Source organism: Xanthomonas graminis pv. graminis, assembly GCF_030168915.1.
Classification (GTDB): Bacteria; Pseudomonadota; Gammaproteobacteria; order Xanthomonadales; family Xanthomonadaceae; genus Xanthomonas_A; species Xanthomonas_A translucens.
Map to the genome: position 1 here is coordinate 620,758 of NZ_CP076255.1, position 17,544 is coordinate 638,301.

At 69.3% G+C, this 17,544-nt stretch carries 16 protein-coding genes and 1 pseudogene; 10 read left to right on the forward strand and 7 right to left on the reverse strand.

From position 1 onward, the window contains the following. Positions 1–55: 55 nt before the first annotated feature. The 3 genes from KHF85_RS02650 to rpsU all read right to left on the reverse strand — a co-directional run bounded on the left by KHF85_RS02650 (position 56) and on the right by rpsU (position 2,049). Entirely contained in the window at positions 56–970 is a 915-nt protein-coding gene (locus tag KHF85_RS02650) for a YihY/virulence factor BrkB family protein (protein WP_284568413.1), read from the reverse strand. Between the two features lie 133 nt (positions 971–1,103). Beyond that, positions 1,104–1,550 (reverse strand): GatB/YqeY domain-containing protein, encoded by a 447-nt coding sequence (locus KHF85_RS02655; RefSeq protein WP_284568414.1) that lies wholly within the window; start codon positions 1,548–1,550, stop codon positions 1,104–1,106. 283 nt (positions 1,551–1,833) lie between these two features. Further along, complete coding sequence (rpsU, locus tag KHF85_RS02660; RefSeq protein WP_003465342.1) at positions 1,834–2,049, reverse strand: 30S ribosomal protein S21; 216 nt, start codon at positions 2,047–2,049, stop codon at positions 1,834–1,836. Between the two features lie 121 nt (positions 2,050–2,170). On the opposite strand from rpsU, the gene tsaD reads away from it, so the two are divergent. The 6 genes from tsaD (at position 2,171) to KHF85_RS02690 (ending at position 10,030) form a co-directional block, all read left to right on the forward strand. Beyond that, positions 2,171–3,316, forward strand: a complete 1,146-nt coding sequence (gene tsaD / locus KHF85_RS02665; RefSeq protein WP_284568415.1) for a tRNA (adenosine(37)-N6)-threonylcarbamoyltransferase complex transferase subunit TsaD — start codon at positions 2,171–2,173, stop codon at positions 3,314–3,316. Then, positions 3,309–3,668 carry a dihydroneopterin aldolase gene (gene folB / locus KHF85_RS02670; protein WP_039006236.1) on the forward strand — a complete coding sequence of 120 codons (360 nt, stop codon included), beginning with the start codon at positions 3,309–3,311 and terminating at the stop codon, positions 3,666–3,668. Before tsaD ends, folB begins: the two co-directional genes overlap by 8 nt. A 117-nt stretch (positions 3,669–3,785) precedes the next feature. After that, positions 3,786–5,234 (forward strand): circularly permuted type 2 ATP-grasp protein, encoded by a 1,449-nt coding sequence (locus KHF85_RS02675; RefSeq protein WP_053840737.1) that lies wholly within the window; start codon positions 3,786–3,788, stop codon positions 5,232–5,234. After that, complete coding sequence (locus tag KHF85_RS02680) at positions 5,234–6,175, forward strand: alpha-E domain-containing protein (protein WP_009605407.1); 942 nt, start codon at positions 5,234–5,236, stop codon at positions 6,173–6,175. The genes KHF85_RS02675 and KHF85_RS02680 overlap by 1 nt, the downstream gene beginning before the upstream one ends. A gap of 337 nt (positions 6,176–6,512) precedes the next feature. Further along, positions 6,513–8,690, forward strand: coding sequence for a glycoside hydrolase family 3 N-terminal domain-containing protein (locus tag KHF85_RS02685; protein ID WP_284568416.1), 2,178 nt, complete (start codon positions 6,513–6,515; stop codon positions 8,688–8,690). Between the two features lie 194 nt (positions 8,691–8,884). Beyond that, the gene (locus tag KHF85_RS02690) at positions 8,885–10,030 is read left to right on the forward strand and encodes a PQQ-dependent sugar dehydrogenase (protein ID WP_284568417.1); all 1,146 of its coding nucleotides are present in this window, start codon (positions 8,885–8,887) and stop codon (positions 10,028–10,030) included. A gap of 342 nt (positions 10,031–10,372) precedes the next feature. Here KHF85_RS02690 and KHF85_RS02695 read toward each other — a convergent pair whose 3' ends face one another. Further along, on the reverse strand, positions 10,373–10,678 hold the full coding sequence (locus tag KHF85_RS02695) for a hypothetical protein (RefSeq protein ID WP_284568418.1): 306 nt from the start codon (positions 10,676–10,678) through the stop codon (positions 10,373–10,375). 193 nt (positions 10,679–10,871) lie between these two features. Between KHF85_RS02695 and KHF85_RS02700 the strand changes: the two genes are divergently transcribed. Next, positions 10,872–11,390: a hypothetical protein gene (locus KHF85_RS02700; RefSeq protein WP_284568419.1), complete on the forward strand. Its 519-nt coding sequence runs from the start codon at positions 10,872–10,874 to the stop codon at positions 11,388–11,390. Positions 11,391–11,429: 39 nt separating this feature from the next. Here the strand turns inward: KHF85_RS02700 and KHF85_RS02705 are convergent, their stop codons facing one another. From KHF85_RS02705 to KHF85_RS02715, 3 genes and pseudogenes are all read right to left on the reverse strand, one after another. Next, positions 11,430–11,927 carry a hypothetical protein gene (locus KHF85_RS02705; RefSeq protein WP_284568420.1) on the reverse strand — a complete coding sequence of 166 codons (498 nt, stop codon included), beginning with the start codon at positions 11,925–11,927 and terminating at the stop codon, positions 11,430–11,432. An 87-nt stretch (positions 11,928–12,014) separates the two neighbouring features. Next, complete coding sequence (locus tag KHF85_RS02710; RefSeq protein ID WP_284568421.1) at positions 12,015–13,310, reverse strand: APC family permease; 1,296 nt, start codon at positions 13,308–13,310, stop codon at positions 12,015–12,017. Further along, positions 13,307–14,031 (reverse strand): annotated as a pseudogene (locus KHF85_RS02715) (L,D-transpeptidase family protein). The gene KHF85_RS02710 and the pseudogene KHF85_RS02715 overlap by 4 nt, the downstream one beginning before the upstream one ends. Positions 14,032–14,479: 448 nt before the next feature. Between KHF85_RS02715 and KHF85_RS02720 the strand changes: the two are divergent. The 3 genes from KHF85_RS02720 (at position 14,480) to KHF85_RS02730 (ending at position 17,526) form a co-directional block, all read left to right on the forward strand. Then, the gene (locus KHF85_RS02720) at positions 14,480–15,283 is read left to right on the forward strand and encodes an N-acetylmuramoyl-L-alanine amidase (RefSeq protein WP_284568422.1); all 804 of its coding nucleotides are present in this window, start codon (positions 14,480–14,482) and stop codon (positions 15,281–15,283) included. A 140-nt stretch (positions 15,284–15,423) separates the two neighbouring features. Continuing rightward, positions 15,424–16,338, forward strand: coding sequence for a hypothetical protein (locus KHF85_RS02725; protein WP_284568423.1), 915 nt, complete (start codon positions 15,424–15,426; stop codon positions 16,336–16,338). A gap of 402 nt (positions 16,339–16,740) precedes the next feature. Beyond that, positions 16,741–17,526, forward strand: coding sequence for a hypothetical protein (locus tag KHF85_RS02730; protein ID WP_284568424.1), 786 nt, complete (start codon positions 16,741–16,743; stop codon positions 17,524–17,526). The last annotated feature ends 18 nt before the right edge of the window (positions 17,527–17,544 follow it).

Genomic DNA, 17,544 nt, shown 5'->3' on the forward strand with positions numbered 1-17,544 from the left:
GCCACGCGCCCGCGCTGCCGCCATGGATCGGGGCGCAAACCCTGGCGTTGCGGCGCTACAGCTGCGGCGGAACCGCAGTGATCGCGCTGGCGTCGATCCCGGCCGCGGCGAGCGTGCGCCGCGAGCGCAGGCGTTCGTCGATCACCGCGGTGATCAGCGCGCCGACGAAGAACACCACGGTGGCGTAGTAGATCCACACCAGCAGGATCACCAGCGCGCCCATCGAGCCGTAGGCGCTGCCCGGCGCGGCGGTGGCGATGTACACGCCGATCGCATAGCGCCCGGCCACGAACAGGCAGGCGGTGATGGCGCCGCCGATGAACGCCTGGCGCCATTCCACGCGCCGGTCCGGCAGGTAGTGGTAGAGCACGGCGAAGGCCAGGATGTAGATCGCCAGCGTGGAGGTGTAGCCCACCGCCGGCAGCAGCGAGGGCATACGCGCGAACAGCACCTGCACCACGGTGGTCAGGATCATCGAGATCAGCAGCAGAAAGCCCAGCCCCAGCACCACGCCGAAGGAGAACACACGCTTCTTCAGCCAGGCGATGACCCCTTCCAGGCGCTGCTTGTCGGTGCGGAAGATCAGGTTCAGCGCGTTCTGCAGCTGCGCGAACACCGCGGTGGCGCCGACGAACAGCAGCAGCGTGCTCCACAGCCCGGCCAGCGAGCCGATGTTGGGCTGGTTCTTGGCGTTGTCGATGATGGTCTGCGCCACTTCGCGCGCGCCGTGCCCGGCCAGTTGCCCGATCTGTTCGATGAAGGCCTGCTGCGCCTGCGGGTACAGCGAGGCGGTCAGCCACAGCAGCAACACCAGCAGCGGCGCCAGCGACAGCAGCGCGTAGAACGACAGCGAGGCGGCCTGGGTCATCAGGTCGATCTCGACGAAACGCCGCATCAATGCCGCCGGCAGGCTCTGCTGCAGCCGTTCCAGGTGTTTTTGCAGGCGGGTGGGCGACAGCGACAGGGACATGGGAATGGGGAGCAGCCTTGCGACGGGCGCGGCAGCGTGCGATGCCGGGCCCGCGGGTGCGCGATAAGGTGTCGCAGGCTCGCCGGCGTTGTAGCAGCCGGCGGCCGAAAGGCGGGTGAAACCCGCCGCCGGATCAGCCGGCCAGCTGCTGCTTGACAAGCGCCGAGACCAGGCTCATGTCGGCCTTGCCGGCCAGCGCCGGCTTCAGCACGGCCATCAGCTTGCCCATGTCCGCCGCGCTGCTGGCGCCGGTCTGCGCGATCGCGGCCTGGATCGCGGCGACGATCTCCGCCTCGCCGAGCTTGGCCGGCAGGTAGCGCTCGATCACCACGATCTCCTCGCGCTCGATCGAGGCCAGATCCTCGCGCCCGGCCGCGGCGTACTGGCTCACCGAGTCCTTGCGCTGCTTGACCATCTTGTCCATCAGCGCCAGCACCGCGGCGTCGTCCACGTCCTTGCGCTCGTCCACTTCCTTCTGCTTGATCGCGGCGTTGATCAGCCGGATCACGCCCAGGCTGTGGGTGTCGCGGGCCTTCATCGCGGCCTTCATGTCGTCGGTGAGCTGCTGCTTGAGGGTCATGCGGGGCTCCAGGGGAAAGGGCAGAAGGGGGTGGTCATTCTAGGCGCTGCGCCGCAGCGGTCCGGGCAGGACGCAGGCGGCCGCGCGCCGAAGCGGGCGCAGCGGCAGGTGGCGGGTGCGCCGGAGCGCACGCCGGCCCGATGCGGAGAGGGCCGGCGCCGCGGGTTGCCGGGCCTGACCCACGGCCACACAAAAAGCCGGCGACGCTTGCGCGTGCCGGCTTCGTGGGCTTACCGTAGCGGATGCCGAAACCGGCACGATCCGCTACCGCAAACCGCGATCCTCAGTACAGACGCTGGCGCTTGGTGACGTCGCGAGACGTCCGGCGCAGCTGGCGCTTCACCGCGGCTGCGGCCTTGCGCTTGCGTTCCTGGGTCGGCTTTTCGTAGAACTCGCGCTTGCGGGTTTCGGCCAGCACGCCGGCCTTTTCGCAGGTGCGCTTGAAGCGACGGAGCGCAAACTCGAAGGGCTCGTTCTCGCGGACTTTGACGCTGGGCATGGAATCTCCGGGACACAATGGTGACCGGGTCACGCCCGGCGAGCCGCACATTATAGCGACTGATTTCCTGGCTGCAAGCGGGGCGTTTGCCTGCCGCCAATTCGGCCTCACAATGGCAGTCATGAGAGTCCTCGGCATCGAATCCAGCTGCGACGAAACCGGCGTCGCCGTCTACGACACCGCCCTGTCCGGCGCGGCCGCGCTGCGCGCGCACGGGCTGTACAGCCAGATCGCGCTGCACGCCGAATACGGTGGGGTGGTGCCGGAGCTGGCCAGCCGCGACCACGTGCGCAAGCTGCTGCCGCTGATCCGCCAGACCCTGGCCGAGGCCGGGCTGGGCGTGCGCGACCTGGACGGGGTGGCCTATACCGCCGGCCCGGGCCTGGTCGGCGCCCTGCTGGTCGGCGCCGGCGTCGCCCGCGCGCTGGCCTGGGCGCTGGAGGTGCCGGCGATCGGCGTCCACCATATGGAAGGCCACCTGCTGGCGCCGCTGATGGAGGATCCCGATCCGGTGCACGGCGTGCCGGCGCCGCCGTTCGTGGCGCTGCTGGTGTCCGGCGGGCATACCCAATTGATCGCGGTTGACGCGATCGGCAGCTACCGGCTGCTCGGCGAGACCCTGGACGACGCCGCCGGCGAAGCCTTCGACAAGACCGCCAAGATGATGGGCCTGCCGTATCCGGGCGGTCCGCAGCTGGCCGCGCTGGCCGCGCAGGGCACGCCGGGGCGGTTCCGCTTCGCGCGGCCGATGACCGACCGGCCCGGCTTGGATTTCAGTTTCTCCGGACTCAAGACCCAGGTGCTGCTGGCCTGGCGCGGCAGCGACCAGAGCGAGAGCACCCGCGCCGACATCGCCCGCGGCTTCGAGGATGCGGTGGTGGACACGCTGGCGATCAAATGCGAGCGCGCGTTGCAGGCGGCCGGCTGCGACACCATCGTGGTCGCCGGCGGCGTCGGCGCCAATGTGCGTCTGCGCGCCCGGCTGCAGGCGATGGCGCAGGCGCGCGGCGGCCGCGCCTGCTTCCCGCGCCCGGCGCTGTGCACCGACAACGGCGCGATGATCGCCTTCGCCGGCGCGCTGCGCCTGCAGGCCGGCCAGTGCAGCGACGCGGCGGTACGGGTGACGCCGCGCTGGGACATGGCGGCGTTGCCGCCGTTGGCGGCTGCAGCGCGGGACTCGGGACTCGGGACTCGGGACTCGGTAGAGCCTTCGATTCCCGCTTTTCCGAGTCCCGAGTCCCCGGTCCCGAGTCCCGACCATGGATAGAGTTTTCATCGAAGGTCTAGAAATCGACGCGCTGATCGGCATCTACGATTGGGAGCGGCGGATCCGCCAGACCTTGCGCTTCGATCTGGAGATGGGCTTCGACAACCGCGTGCCGGCGGCCAGCGACGACATCGCCGATACGCTCAACTACAAGGCGGTCAGCAAGCGCCTGGTGGAGCTGGTCGAGCAGTCCGACTACGGCCTGGTGGAGACGCTGGCCGAACGCTGCGCGGCCGCAGTGCTGGCCGAGTTCGAGGTGCGCTGGCTGCGGCTGAAGCTGAGCAAGCCGGGGGCGGTGCGCGGCGCGCAGGCGGTGGGCGTGATCATCGAACGCAGCCGCGACGCTGGCTGAGCGCACGCCTAAGCGGCTGCGCCGCGGCCGTTTGACGCTCATTCCGGTTCCGGGCATGTTGCTGTGCAACGCAACACTTGGCCGCTGGCGTCCGGTGGCGTACACCGACGGGGCACGATGGACTGGAGTAAGTACCGCACGGCCACCTACGACGAGCTGATCCAGGCAGATGGTCAGCCGCGTCCCGCCGCCCGCCGGGTCATCGAATACCTGTCCAGCCTGTCCGGCCGCGAATTGTCCGAGCGCCAGCTCGCCGCCGATGTCGCCGCACGGGTCATGGGCATCACCTTCACCGTCTATTCCGATGGCCGCAACGTCGACCGCACGCTGCCGTTCGATCTGATTCCGCGGGTGATCCCGCTGCGCGAATGGCAGCGCACCGAGGCCGGGCTGAAGCAGCGCATGCGCGCGCTCAACCTGTTCATCGGCGATGTCTACGGCGCGCAGCGCATCGTCAAGGATAAGGTGTTCCCGGCGATGCTGCTGGAGCATTCGGTGAACTTCCGCCCGCAGTGCGTCGGCATCACCCCGGCGCTGGGCGTGTGGGCGCATATCTGCGGCTCGGACCTGGTGCGCGACGCCGACGGCACGCTTTACGCGCTGGAAGACAACCTGCGCATTCCCAGCGGCGTGTCGTACATGCTGGAAAATCGCATGGTCGCCAAGCGTGTGTTTCCGGAACTGTTCGACACCAGCGCGATCCTGCCGGTGGACGAGTATCCGGCGCAGCTGTACGACACCCTGGCCGCGCTGTCGCCGCGCCCGGGCGACCAGCCGGTGATCGCGTTGCTGACTCCGGGCATCTTCAACAGCGCGTATTTCGAACACGCCTATCTGGCCCAGGCGATGGGCATCGAGCTGGTCGAGGGCGACGACCTGTTCGTCGCCGACGACGACTGCACCTACATGCGCACCATCTACGGGCCGCGCCGGGTCGATGTGATCTATCGCCGGGTGGACGACCTGTTCATCGATCCGGACGTGTTCCATCCCGAGTCGGTGCTCGGCGTGCCCGGGCTGATCCGCAGCTGGCGCGCCGGCAAGGTGGCGCTGGCCAATGCGCCCGGCGCCGGCGTGGCCGACGACAAGGTGGTGTTCGCCTACGTGCCGAAGATGATCCGCTACTACCTGGACGAAGAGCCGATCCTGCCCAACGTGCCCAGCTACCTGTGCCACGACGACAAGGACCGCCAGTACGTGCTCGAGCACCTCGACGAACTGGTGGTGAAGCCGGCCAACGAATCCGGCGGCTACGGCATGCTGATCGGGCCGCGCTCGACCAAGCGCCAGCGCGACGAGTTCCGCAAGCTGATCCAGGCCGATCCGCGCAACTACATGGCGCAGCCGACGCTGGGCCTGTCCACCGCGCCGATCGTGACCGAGGTCGGCCCGTCTGCGCGGCATCTGGACCTGCGCCCGTTCATCCTGTCGCGCGAGGACGTCTACGTCACCACCGGCGGGCTGACCCGGGTGGCGATGGAAGAGGGCTCGCTGGTGGTCAATTCCTCGCAGGGCGGCGGCGCCAAGGACACCTGGGTGGTGGACCTGGACGAGGAGATGGACTGATGCTGTCGCGGGTCGCCGACAATCTCTACTGGTTCAGCCGCTACGTGCGCCGTGCCGAGACCACCGCGCGGCTGGTCGGCGTGGGCAGCCTGTTGCAGCTGGACCTGCCGCGCTCGGTGCGCTTCGCCTGGCGGCCGATGGTCGACACGGTCGGTGCCGGCGAGATCTTCAACGTGTGGTTCCCCAATGCCGGCGACGATGTCGGCGACGCCGACGTGGTGCGCTTCCTGTTGCTGGACGAGCGCAATCCGTCCTCGCTGCGCAGTTCGGCGCGGCAGGCGCGCGAACTGCTGCGCGGCATCCGCGACACGCTGCCGCAGGAAGTGTGGGAGGCGGTCAACGACCTGCACCTGTACATCGACGCCAACGGCGAGCGCAGCGTCGGCCGCCGCTACCGGATGGAGTTCCTCGGCCACGTCACCGACGCCTGCCTGAAGGTGTCCGGCCTGCTCACCGCCAACGTCAGCCGCGACATCGGCTTCCAGTTCCTGCGCCTGGGCACGGCGATCGAACAGGCCGACATGACCACGCGCATCATCGACGCCGGCGCTTCGGGCCTGATCACCCCGCGCAAGGCCGACGATCTGGAGGCCTACCAGAACATGCAGTGGATGAGCGTGCTGCGCTCGCTGGCCGCCTACCAGATGTACCGGCGCCACGTGCGCCAGCGCGTCACCGGCGAGCATGCGCTGCGCTTCCTGCTGCAGAACAACGATTTCCCGCGCAGCGTGCATTTCTGCCTGACCCGCGCCCAGCACATCCTGCCGACCATGCCGCCGCGGCCGAACGTGGAGCGCGCGCTGATGCGGATCAACGGGCTGGTGCGCAATGCCGACCCGTCCTACTTGGCGCGGCATAATCCGGCCGAGTTCATGGACGAGATCCAGACCCACCTGGGCTACCTGCACAGCGCGATCGCCGAGGCCTACTTCAGTTCGTGAGGGCCGCGCGGCCGCTGCCGCGCATCGCCGCCGCGGGGGGGGCGCGCGCATGGCGTCGCATGAAGGTTGAGACGCAATCCGGCCTACGCCAGGGGGCAAGGCCGGCGTGTTCGTGGTCGCCGCGTGCGCACGCTTTGCGGCCTGCCGCGGCCCGGGTCCGCCGCGCTCGCGCCGCGAACGGTTGGGCGGCGCGGGGGCGGATGCGGTGGGCGGCGGCGTGTCGGCAGCGGGCGGTAGACAGTTGCCTGAATAGGCGGATACGGCGCCCGCATTTGCTCTTTCGTCTGGCCGGAGAGCTAGAATTGCCGGTTATGTAAACGTTTTCTCAAAGGACCCCATGGCTTCGGATCGTATCGAATCGCTCATCGCCCGCATGACCGTCGAAGAGAAGGTCGGCCAGCTTGGCGTCTTCGCCGACATGGTGCGCCCGTTCGCGCCGGACGTGAATCCGGAAGCGAACGTCAGCAATGCCGACGAGGTGCTGCAGCAGGTGCGCGCCGGCCTGGTCGGCTCGTTGTTCAACGGCGTGGGCGCCGAGCTGGGGCGGCGCATCCAGCAGACCGCGCTGGAAGAGAGCCGCCTGGGCATTCCGGTGATCCTGGCCGCGGACGTGATCCACGGCATGCGCACCGTGTTCCCGATCCCGCTGGGCGAGGCCGCCAGCTTCGAGCCGGAACTGGCCGAGCGCACCGCGCGCGCCACCGCGATCGAGGCCACCGCCGCCGGCATCCACTGGACCTATGCGCCGGCGGTGGACATCGCCCGCGACCAGCGCTGGGGCCGCGGCGCCGAGGGCGCCGGCGAGGACGTGGTGCTGGGCTGCGCGTTCGCCGCCGCGCGCGTGCGCGGCTTCCACGGCCCGGACCTGCGCGCGCACGACGCGCTGCTGGCCACGCCCAAGCATTTCGCCGCGTATGGCGCGGTCGCCGCGGGCATGGAATACAACAGCGTGGACATCGCCCCGCAGACCCTGCGCGACGTGCACCTGCCGCCGTTCCAGGCCGCGTTCGCCGCCGGCGCGCTGAGCGTGATGACCTCGTTCAACGACATCAACGGCGTGCCGGCCAGCGCCAACCACGAACTGCTGACCGAGATCCTGCGCGGCGAATGGAACTTCCCCGGCGTGGTGATTTCCGACTACACCGCCGACATGGAACTGATCGCGCACGGCTATGCCAGCGACGAGCGCGACGCGACCAAGAAGGCGTTCCTGGCCGGCATGGACATGAGCATGCAGAGCGGTTTCTACGCCGCGCATCTGCCGTCGCTGGTGGCCGATGGCGAAGTGCCGATGGCGGCGCTGGACGCGGCGGTACGGCGGGTGCTGGCGCTGAAGGAAACCATCGGCTTGTTCGACGATCCGTACCGCTCGCTGGACCCGCAACGCGAGGCCGACCAGTCGCACATCGCCGCGCACGATGCGCTGTCGCGCGATGCGGCGCGGCGCTCGATCGTGCTGCTGAAGAACGACGGCGACGTGCTGCCGCTGCGCAAGCATGGGCAGACCATCGCGCTGATCGGGCCGTTCGCGCAGGACTGCGAGAACATCGAGGGGTGCTGGACGCTGTTCGGCGACAAGACCCGCTACGTGACCCTGGAAGCCGGCGTGCGCGAGGCGCTGGACGACGCCGATGCGCTGAGCGTGGTGCCGGGCTGCGAGCTGGAAGCGCCGCTGGACGGCGGCATCGATGCGGCGGTGGCTGCCGCGCGCGGCGCCGACGTGGTGGTGCTGGCGCTGGGCGAGCCGCAGCGCTACAGCGGCGAGGCGCAGTCGCGCACGCAGATCGTGCTGCCGCCGGCGCAGCAGGCGCTGGCCGAAGCGGTCGCCGCCACCGGCACGCCGCTGGTGGTGCTGCTGCGCAACGGCCGCGCGCTGGCGCTGCAGGGCGCGGTGCGCGACGCGGCCGCGATCGCGGTGACCTGGTACCTGGGCACGCAGACCGGCCCGGCGGTGGCCGATGTGCTGTTCGGCGACTACAACCCCTCGGCGCGGCTGCCGGTCAGCTTCCCGCTCGACCCGGGCCAGCAGCCGTACTTCTACAACCACCCGCGCACCGGGCGGCCGGAACTGCCGACGATGAGCGAGTTCAAGGCGCGCTGGCGCGAGATCCCGAACGCGTCGCTGTATCCGTTCGGCCACGGCATCGGCTATACCCGCTTCGCCTACGGCGCCCCGCAGTTGGATCGCGTGCAGCTGGGCTGGGACGACACCCTGACCGTGACCACCCGCATCGACAACGTCGGCGCGCGCGTCGGCGAAGAAGTGGTGCAGCTGTACGTGCACGACCGCGTCGCCAGCCGGGTGCGCCCGGTGCGCGAACTGAAGGGTTTCCGCAAGGTGCAGCTGGCGCCGGGGCATGGCATGGACGTGGTGTTCACCCTGGACCGCCGCAGCCTGGCCTTCAGCGGCCGCGACGGCCGCTGCGAAGCCGAGCCGGGGCTGTTCGAACTGTGGGTGTGCGCGTCGTCGGCCAGCGGCGAGCCGGTCGGCTTCGAACTGCTGCCGCAGGCCTGACAGCGGCGCGCAGGCGGCCGCGGTACGCTCGCCTGCGCGCCGCTCTGGCCGGCCCGCCGCTGCGTCGCGTGCAGGCCACTGTCTACGCGGCGCGAACGTCGCGCGTGATCGCAGCCACGGCTTGGCCGCCGCATGCTTGCCGTCCACGCCGGGTTTGCTAGGTTCGCCCTCGACCCCATTCGAGAGGTGCGCGCATGCAACGTTCGTCCCTGAGTTTGGTCTGTGCATTGCTGCTGAGCCTGGCCGCGTCCGCCGCAGCTGCGGCGCCGGCCGCCAAGAGCGCCGAACGGCGCAGCGACTGGCCGTTCTCGGTGACGCCGTTCGCCACGTTCAACGAACCCTGGGCGATGAGCTTCCTGCCCGATGGCAGCGCGCTGATAACCGAAAAGGGCGGCACGCTCAAGCGTTTCGACCCGGCCAGCGGCCGCACCGGCACGGTCAGCGGCGTACCCGCGGTCGACTACGGCGGCCAGGGCGGCTTCGGCGATGTGCTGCCGCATCCGGACTTCGCCCAGAACGGCTGGCTGTACCTGAGCTACGTCGAGGCCGGCAGCGACGACACCCGTGGCGCCGCCGTGGCGCGCGCCAAGCTGACCCTGGATGCCAATGGCGGCGGCGCGTTGTCGCAGCTGCAAGTGATCTGGCGCCAGCAGCCCAAGGTGTCGGGCACCGGCCACTACGGCCACCGCCTGGCGTTCGGTCCCGACGGCAAGCTGTGGATCAGTTCCAGCGAGCGGCAGAAGTTCGATCCGGCGCAGGACATGAACAGCAACCTGGGCAAGATCGTGCGCCTCAACGACGACGGCAGCGTGCCGGCCGACAACCCGTTCGCGCGCCGCGGCGGCGTCGCCGCGCAGGTGTGGTCGCTGGGCCATCGCAACGTGCTCGGCCTGGCCTTCGACGCCAACGGCCAACTGTGGGAACACGAGATGGGCCCGGCCGGCGGCGACGAACTGAACCTGATTCAGCGCGGTGCCAACTACGGCTATCCGATCGTCTCCAACGGCAACCATTACGACGGCCGGCCGATCCCCGATCACAGCACGCGTCCGGAATTCGCCGCGCCGAAACTCAGCTGGACGCCGGTGATCTCGCCGGCCGGCTTCGTCATCTACAGCGGCAGCGCCTTTCCGCAATGGCGCGGCAACGGCTTCATCGGCGGCATGTCCTCGCAGTCGCTGCTGCGCATCGAGTTCGACGGCGACCACGCCCGCGAAGCGGCGCGCTACGACATGGGCAAGCGCATCCGCGAAGTGGAGCAGGGCCCGGATGGCGCGCTGTGGCTGCTGGAAGACGGCAGCAGCGGGCGTTTGCTGAAGCTGCAGCCGGTGCAGAGCTGAGCGAATAGCACCGAGCCGACGGCTGATGCGTTGCCGCGCCGCTGCGATCGGCGCGGCGAGGTAGTGACGGGAGGTGGTCGATCTGCGTGGGAACGGGTCTGCGTTGCAGCCGCGGGGCGTGCGTCGCGGCTGAAGCCGCTCCTACAAGGGTGACTGGGCGCCACCTGTAGGAGCGGCTTCAGCCGCGACCAAAAACCCTCCGCATGAGGCACTCGCCGAAACGCCAAAGCGCATCGTGAATCGCGCGCGACCCCACCCGCGCCACGGCGATGGCCGCGCAGCGATTCGGAAGGGCCGACCGCCGCGACCGCAACGGCAGCCTTTCCAGCGACGATCACCCAATCAATCCTGCCCGGCCCGCTCCCAGGCACGACGCACCGCATGCCGGGCCTTGCTCCAGCTCAAGGTCTGCGACCCCTTGGTGTTGTCCCAGTCGCGATGCAGTTCGGCCTCGACCTGTTCGTAGGCCAGGTTGAAGTTGCGTATGCGCGCTTCGTGTCCGGCGTGGTAGGCCGGCTCGTAGTCCTCGAAGCGTTCGCCGTCGCTGTAGTACGGCTCCTCGGCGAAACGCTCGCGCCAATAGTGCGACACCCGGCTGCGATCGTCGTCGTTGGGCGCGCGCCCGGGAATCTGATATGGAACGCTCATCGTCGTCTCCTGGTGGGATGTGGTTTTCGACCCTAGCGACGGCGCTGTTAATGCGCTTCCAGCATCGCGTGATCGAAGCATGAAGCGCGCGGGCAGCGGTCGACTCCCGCCGCCGCGTCGGCGCCTGCTGCGTGGCGGGCCGCGGATGGATTACGGTCCGACAACTCCACCTGCTTTCCTGCCGCAGGATTCCATGGCCGCCACCGGTATCGCCTTGGGCACCCCATACCTGGCCACCGCCGGCATCGGCTGGCTGTACTACCGGCGCATCCGCCGCTATTTCGGCCGACAGCCATGGCAACCGCGGCGGACGCTGGCGCGGCTGCTGGCGCTGGCGCTGGCGGCGGCCGGGCTGAGCTATCTGGCGGCGGTGTTGCCGCCGGTCCGTCTCGGCATGGGAGTGGGGATGCTGGCCGGCGCAGCGCTGGGCGCGGTCGCCTTGCAGCACACCGACATCGAATGGCGCGACGGCACGCGCTACTACACGCCAAATCCCTGGATCGGCGCCGGACTCAGCGTGCTGCTGATCGGGCGCCTGGCGTGGCGCTGGGCCAGCGCTGCGTTTTCCGGCGGCAGCGCGCAGTCGCTGCACGACGCCAGTCCGCTGACCCTGGCGATCGCCGCCGCGCTGGTCGTCTATTCGTTGCTGCACAGCGGCGGTTTGCTGCTGCGCATGCGCGCGTTGCCGCAGGCACCGACGCCAATGTCCTGACTGGACGCACGTGGTTCGCCTGCCCGGTGCGCACCGATGTCATTGCGCGGCAGCGGCGGACTCGTAAGGCAACGCGACCGTGCCGGCGTCGCGCAATGCAGGATCGGCCGCATCCAGTTGCGCCGCGTCGCCCTCGATCACCAGCAGGATGCGGCCGGCCTCGATCTCCTCTTCGAAGTTGCGCCGCACCGGATCCGGCACGGTGGCGCCGACCAGCGCCGAGGACCAGCTGCCGACCAGGGCGCCGGCGATCGCCATCACCCCGGCGCCGGCCAGGGTGATGCCCAGCGGCGGCACCGCGATTGCCGCCAGTCCGGCGAGCAGCCCGGCCGCGCCGCCGCCCAGCGCGCCGCGTGCGGCGGCGGGCAAGGTGTCGGTCTTGACGTCCTTGCGCTCGTCGGGGATCGCGTCCAGTTCGATGTCGCTGCGTGCGATCAGCGACAGGGCGTCGTTGTCGATGCCGGCGCTGCGCGCCGCTTGCAGGGCGCGGGTGGCGATGGCCAGATCGGGGGCGCTGTAGACACGGCGTCGTTTCATCGCGGACTCCATCGCTGAGGCTGACGTGCAGCGTCGAAGCGCTGCGGTTACCCGACCGTGACAGTCGCGCAAGGTTGCGTGAAGGCCCTACGTCGGTGTCTTGCGCGGGAAGCGGTAGAACAGCGCCCCGACCAGCAGCGCCACGCCGGCCGCGGCCAGGTTCTGCCAGCTGGCGCTGAGCAGCAGCGCCAACGCCAGCAGCAGTGCCGCCAGCGGGATCAGCGGGCCGCCCGGCAGATGCAGCGCACCCGGCCGGTCGCGGTAGCGCCGCGCCAGCACCAGCACCGCCGCGGCGGTGCCGATGTAGGCGAACAGGCGGGTGACCATCGACAGCAGCGCCAGCTGCACGAACGAGCCGGACAGCGCCAGCGCCAGCGACAGCACGCCCTGCAGCAGGATCGCCGCGGCCGGCGTGCGGAAGCGCGGGTGCACCCGTGCCAGAAACGCCGGACCGTAGCCGTCCTGCGCCAGCGCGAACAGGAAGCGCGGCCCCAGCATCACCGTATTGCTGGTGGTGCCGAGGATGGAGATGGTGGCGCCGACGGTGAGGATCAGCGCCAAAGCCTCGCCGCCGAAGCCGCTGGCGGCATCGGCCAGCGGTGTCGCCGACTGCGCCACGTTCGCCAGCGTGCCCTGCGCGACGACCTGCACCGCAGCGTAGATCAGGGTGACGGTGACGATCATGGTGATCAGCGCGAACGGCACATCGCGGCGCGGATTGCGGTATTCGCCGGCGGCGGCGGGGATGTTCTCGAAGCCGGCGTAGGCGAACAGCAGCGACAGCGCCGCTTCGCCCATGTTGCCGACGTCGCGCGGGTCCGGCGCTTTGCCGGAGAACGCCCACGACCAGTCCACGTAGAACAGGCCGATGGCCACGAACAGCAGCAGCGGCACCAGCTTGCCGATCACCAGCGCCACGCCGGTGCGCGCGGCCGATTTCACCCCGATCACGTTGATCGCAGTGAGCAGGCCGAGCGAGCCGACCACGATCGCCAGGCGCGCGCCGCCGCCGGCCGCGGCCGGCCAGAAGCGCACCACCGCATCGGCCAGGCCGTTGCCGAGCGCGGCGGCGGAACTGATCCGGGTCAGCCAGATCATCCAGCCGATCTCGAAGCCGGCGAAGCGGCCGAACGCCTCGCGCGCATACAGGTAGCTGCCGCCGGGTTCGTCGAAATAGCTGGCCGCCTGCGCGTAGCACAGCACCAGCAAGCCCACCGCCAGCCCGGCCAGCAGCACTGCCCACAGGCTCATCGGCCCGAGCAGCGCGGCGGTGGCGGCGGGCAGCAGATAGATGCCGCTGCCGATGACGTCGTTGATCGACAGCCCGACGATCTGCCAGCGGCTGACCGCGCGGACCAGGCTCGGTTCGGGTGCGGTGCTCATGGCGCCGGCTCCACCGCAGGCAGCGCCCAGGTGGTGTGCAGGCGCTCGTAGTCTTTGCGCGGCAGCAGCACGAACAGCGGCGCGGCGTCCGGCCGCAGCCAGGCGAGCATGTCGGCCGGTTCCATCGCGGTGCGGCCGGTGGTGGCCTCGCCTGCGGCACGCCACAGACGGGCGAAGATGCAGCTGCCGGCGCCGGGCCGCGCCTGCAGGTTGTGGCCGATCACGAAGCCTTCCTGGTAGCGGCGATCGCCGTCGTGGTGCAGGTCCAGGCGCATACCGCATCGGCGCCGACCCCGTCGGCGTCGACGATGCGGCTGTACACCGGCGAATCGGGCACGTCGAGGCAATAGCTGCTCTGCTGCATCGGCTGGTACGGCGGCGCGCTGTCGATGCGCTGTGCATAACCGAACGCTTCGCCGATGCTGAAGATGCCGGCCGGGCTGCGGCCGTCGCCTTCGCGCTTCTGCGGGCCGTCGGTCTGCGCCGGATGCAGGCCCAGGCCCCAGGCGCTGCCACTGCGGCCGAGCGCGACATTGAAGCGCTGTCCATGCGCGCGCCAGCCCTGCGCCGTGCGGTCGAACGCCTGCAGTTGCCCGTGGGGGCTGTCCCAGTCCGGCGCCACGACCAGCACCAGCTGGCGCGCCTGCTGCAGTGCCGGCGGCATGGTGTGGCCGTTGGCGGCCAGGCACGTGCCGGTCACGGCGGTGCACAGCAGTGCCATGGCGGCCAGACAGCTGCGGCGAGCGCTGCCGGTCTGCGTCAGGGCGGACAACCATGGGCATTTCGGCATGCGTATCTCCGGTCGCGATCGGGCATCGAGCGGGTGCTGGACCCGCTGCAGGTTCACCGCCAGCTACCGCCTGCGGTCTGGGTGGGGTTGGCGCATGGGCACGACCGCGAAGTCGAGCGGATGCAGCAATGCTGAAAGGTACAGCAGCGCGGGAACATGCACGTAGACCATCTGTGCGGGGAAGACTATGCCGACCCGGAGTTCGTGCGGGTGGGGTCCTGTCCTGATCTTGTGGGAGGGACTTCAGTGCCGACGCTTTAGCGGTAAGGCCCGTCGGGACTGAAGTCCCTCCCACAACACGCATCTCGTTCACCAAGTTTCCAGATACTGCTATTGCTTGCGCTTGCTGCTCACTGTCAGATGCCCCGGAATCTTCTCCATGACCCGACGCTTCCCCCCACCCGCATCGCCCCGCATCCGCTGGCTGGCACCGCTGGCGCTGGTCGCCCTGCTCGGCGCCTGCGCGCACGCGCCACAGCGCAATCCGCTGGCCGAGTGGATGCCGTCGCCGAACCAGGATCTGCGCCGGCCGATCCTGATCGTGATCCACTACACCGACCAGGACTCGATGCAGCGCAGCCTGGACACGCTGCGTTCGCACAACAGCAAGGGCAAGGTCAGCGCGCACTACCTGATCGGTCGCGACGGCAAGCGCTACCAACTGGTCAGCGACGAGCGCCGCGCCTGGCATGGCGGCGCCGGGCGCTGGGGCACGATCACCGACATCAATTCCGCCTCGATCGGCATCGAGTTGGACAACGACGGCAAGACCCCGTTCGCGCCCGCGCAGATCGACAGCCTGCTGCTGTTGCTGGAGGACCTGTGCGCGCGGCTGCGCATCCCGCGCACGCAGGTGGTCGGGCACGAGGACTTCGCGCCCACGCGCAAGGTCGATCCGGGTCCGCTGTTCCCATGGAAGCGTCTCGCAGACGCCGGTTTCGGGCGCTGGCCCGCCGCGGACACGCTGCCGGCGCCGCCCGGCTTCGACCCCTGGCAGGCGCTGGCGCTGATCGGCTATCCGATCGACGACCGCGCGGCCACGCTGCGCGCCTTCCACCATCACTATCGCGGCAACGACGCCACCGCGTTCGATGCCGAGGACCTGCGCATCCTCTACGCATTGACCCAGCCGGCGCTGGCGCGGCCGCAGCCGACCCCGGCGGTGGAGTCCGACGCGCCGTAACGGCAGCGGCGTGTCCACCCGGCGTTGCGAGGGTTCGCCGACGCAGGTGCGGCGGAACGTCTGCCTGACACGCACCATGCACTGGATCGGAACGCGTTCTTGGTAGCATGAGTGCGCCAAGAACTCCAAAGGACGCAGTGATGAGGCTTGCAAAGACAGCCCTGTGGGCGGCAGCGTTGCTGCTGATCGGCGGTTGCACGGACAAGGCCACCGACCCCGCGCCGGCAGGCACGCAGGCGCAACCCGCGGCGACCGTTGCCGCCGCGCCTGCCCCCACCTCCGCGGCCGCGCAACCCGAGCCGGTCGGCGTCGAGGCACCGGCGCCCGGGCAGGTGCTCGCCGATATCTATGGCATGAAGGGCGACGGCTCGGCGTCCTACACGATCGACAACAACGCCCTGGCCAGCTTCTGGTACGGCTATCGCTTCGACCTCGGCGGCAAGCACTACTACACCGGCTTCGCCAATGCGGGTCCGGGGAAGTACGGCAAGCCGGAGGAAGAGAACCCGGATCCTGCCGTCGGCGTCAGCATCAGCCAGGCCACTTATGTGCTCGACAGCGCGGACGGCAAGCCGACCTGGACGCTGTTCCATGCCCAGCAATGGGCCGGCGATTTCGGCAGCAACGAGAAGGCCGACACGCTGGACCAGAAACGCAAGCCGCAGAGCACCGAAACCAAGGACGGCCACCTGCTGCTGGCGCTGCCGACCACGCACTTCGCCGACGGCATCACCAGCTCGGGTTTCGCCGTGTTCACCTTCGACCCGAACAAGAACGACCTGGGCGACTATAAGGGCTGGGTCTACCTGGGCACCGTGGCCACCGGCGAAGACAACGGCGCGGCCTGCGACGACCAGGGCACCATGAAGTGCGCGTCCAGCACCGGCACGCTGAGCTTCGAGCCCGGCAGCGGGCCGGTGCCGAACCTGCGCGTGGCCATGAGCGGCACCGCCATCGCTGGCCCCGGCGAGGTCCGCACGCTCGGCCCCGCCGACGTGGCGACCTATACTTTCGATCAGGCCAAGGGCAAGTACACACCGCCGTTGGATCGCTGAACACTCGCCTCCGGCCCGCGGCAGGGCCGGCCGGAGGTAGGCGCGGAGGGGCGCTGCCCGCTGGTAGCCGGCAATGGAACTGGGTAAGATGCCGGCACGGGGCCTGATGATCAGGCGAGTCATTCGCGAGCGGCAATGGATGCTGCACTCGCCCGAAATGCCGGAGTGGATCGCCGGCTTGCGGTTCGCCATGCGCGAACGCCATCACCGCCCCTGCTTTGGGGCCGGATTGCAATCCATCGTGTCCTGTCCGAAGCCGCGCCTGCGAGGAGTTCTTCATCCGCGTAGGTCGCGCTGTGTTTGCGATGCGCAAGAGGGCGTCATCCAGATACGGCGGCGTGGCGTGTCGGGATTTTCAGGAGTGTTTTTCGGCTTCTTCAACGAATACAGGATGTTCTGCACATGTCCAATGACAACAAGCTCGCCGTCGCGACCGAAGCACCGCCCTACCCGGGCAGCGTGCTGTATCTGATCTACGGGATCGACGGCGATGGCGCCCTTTCGTACGAGATCGACAACGGTGCCGTGGCCAGCTTCTGGCACGGCCAGCACTTCGATCTGGGCGGCAAGCACTACTACACCGGCTTCGCCTATGCCACGCCGAACAAGTATGGCAACGACGACACCGAGACCTTTCCGGATCCGGGCGAAGGCGTGTCGATCAGCCAGGCCACGTTCCTGCTGACCGCACCGGGCAGCGAGCGGCCGTGGATGCTGTTGCATGCGCAGCAGTACGTCGGCAGCTTCGGCGGCTACGAGCGTGCCGATGCGGTCGACGAGAAGCGCAAGCCGCAGCACCACGTGCTGGACGACGGCCACTTGCTGCTGGCGGTGCCGACGTCGAGCTTCGGCAATGGCGTCACCAGCGCCGGCTTCGCGCTGTTCACCTTCGATCCGGACAAGAACGATCTGGGCGATTACCGGGGCTGGGTGTACCGGGGAACGGTCGCAGCCGGCGAGGACAACGAAGCCAGCAGCGACGAAGAAGGCGTCGTCCCGCATGTCTCCAGTGTCGGCACGCTGAGCTTCGAGTCGGTTCCGGGCGACCCCATGCCGGCCCTGCGCGTGGCGCTGAGCGGCACCGCGATCGCAGGTCCCGGCAGGGCACGCATGCTCGATGCATCCGACGCGGTGGTCTATGCGTACGACCAGGCGAGCGGGCAGTACATGCCGAAAGATGGCCCATGAATCCGTTGGTGCGTCGAT